This is a genomic window from Micromonospora sp. URMC 106 (genome assembly GCF_051386395.1).
Lineage (GTDB): Bacteria > Actinomycetota > Actinomycetes > Mycobacteriales > Micromonosporaceae > Micromonospora.
This window is the reverse complement of record NZ_JBPQTP010000229.1, coordinates 1-1,306: the sequence shown is the minus strand read 5'-3', so window position 1 is coordinate 1,306 and position 1,306 is coordinate 1. Positions and strand designations below refer to the sequence as shown.

Annotated in this window: 1 protein-coding gene and 1 pseudogene; both read right to left on the bottom strand. The window is 75.9% G+C overall.

Features of this window, described 5'->3' with window-relative positions; genetic code table 11:
• Nucleotides 1–473, bottom strand: a pseudogene (locus tag ACSNOB_RS31875) (hypothetical protein); the annotation flags it as partial.
• On the bottom strand, nucleotides 470–1,306 hold an 837-nt coding region (locus ACSNOB_RS31870), incomplete at its 5' end, for a tyrosine-type recombinase/integrase (protein WP_436691140.1). The pseudogene ACSNOB_RS31875 and the gene ACSNOB_RS31870, both read right to left, overlap by 4 nt.

The window sequence follows — 1,306 nt, the reverse complement described above, 5'->3', positions numbered from 1 at the left end:
ATCCGCACGAACCGCGCGACCTGATCGGACATCGGCACCTCGAGCGTGTAGCTCAACTCGGTGCGCGCCCGCACCCCGGCACACCGACGGCGCACCCACACCGGATCGGCGAACTCCGCCGACACCCGCGCCCGCAACCCCGCCAGCCGACCCGTCGGATCCGCCAGCACCCCGTCGCCACGGAAGCACCCCGCGAACACCCACGAACCCAGCACGTCCTCCGCCGCACCCAGGTCCGCCCACGTCACGAACGTGACCTCCAGCAGCACCCCACCCCAGCGGAACTTGCCCAGCTTCTCCGCCGCCTCCGCCCGCACCACCAGCACGTCCACGTCCGACCACGGCGGCAGCACAGCGTCCCCCGCCATCCCCAGCACCGACCCCGACAGGAACGCACCCTGCACACCCGGCTCCCGCGCCGCGTACTGCCGCACCCACGCCGCCGCCACCGCGCGCGCCGCACCCGCCCTCACGACCGCGACCCCGGCCCGGCCGGCGCCAACGCCGCCAACGCCCGGTTGGTACGGTTGGACCGCACCGCCTCCCGCTGCTGCCCGGCCGTCACCTCGATGTACGTCTGCGACGACGCCAGCGACGCGTGCCCCAGCAACCGCATGATCTCCGCCGCGCTCGCCCCGTCCTCCGCCAACCGCGTCGCGAACGTGTGCCGCAACGCGTGCAACCGCGCCCCCCGCGGCACCCGGTCGGTGATGCCGGCCCGCCGGTAACAGGACTCCACCAGATACTGCAACCCGCCCCGGCGCAGCGGCTCACCCCGACGGTCCACCAGCAACGGCGCGTCCGGCCGCACCGTCCGCGACCCGAACCGGCGTGCCCGACTGTCCAGGTAGCCCGTCAGCACCCGGTCCAGCTCCGCCTCGATGGGCACCACCCGCGGCCGTCCGCCCTTGCCGGCGACGTCGACCCGCCGCTCGCCCGGACGGCCCGCCACCGAACCCACCCGCAACGCCAGCAGCTCCGACAGCCGCAGACCCGCGCACAGCGCCAACGCCAGCACCGCCAGGTCGCGCTCGGGCCACGGGTCGCGCTGCCGGCCCTCCTGCCGGGCCACCGAGGCCAGCAGCCGCTCCGGGGTGTCCGCCCCGCGCAGCGGCTTGGGCTGGGGGAGCGGCGCCCGGGGTCGCCCGACCGCCGGCATGGGGTTGCCCGCGACCACCCCGTCGGCGACCAGGAAGGAGAAGAAACCGTTCCAGGTGGACCACGCCCGGTGCACGGAGGCGACCGCCCGCGGGGCGGCGAACCGGGCGAACGCCGCCCGCATGACCCGGGGAGTGAGGGCGGCGAC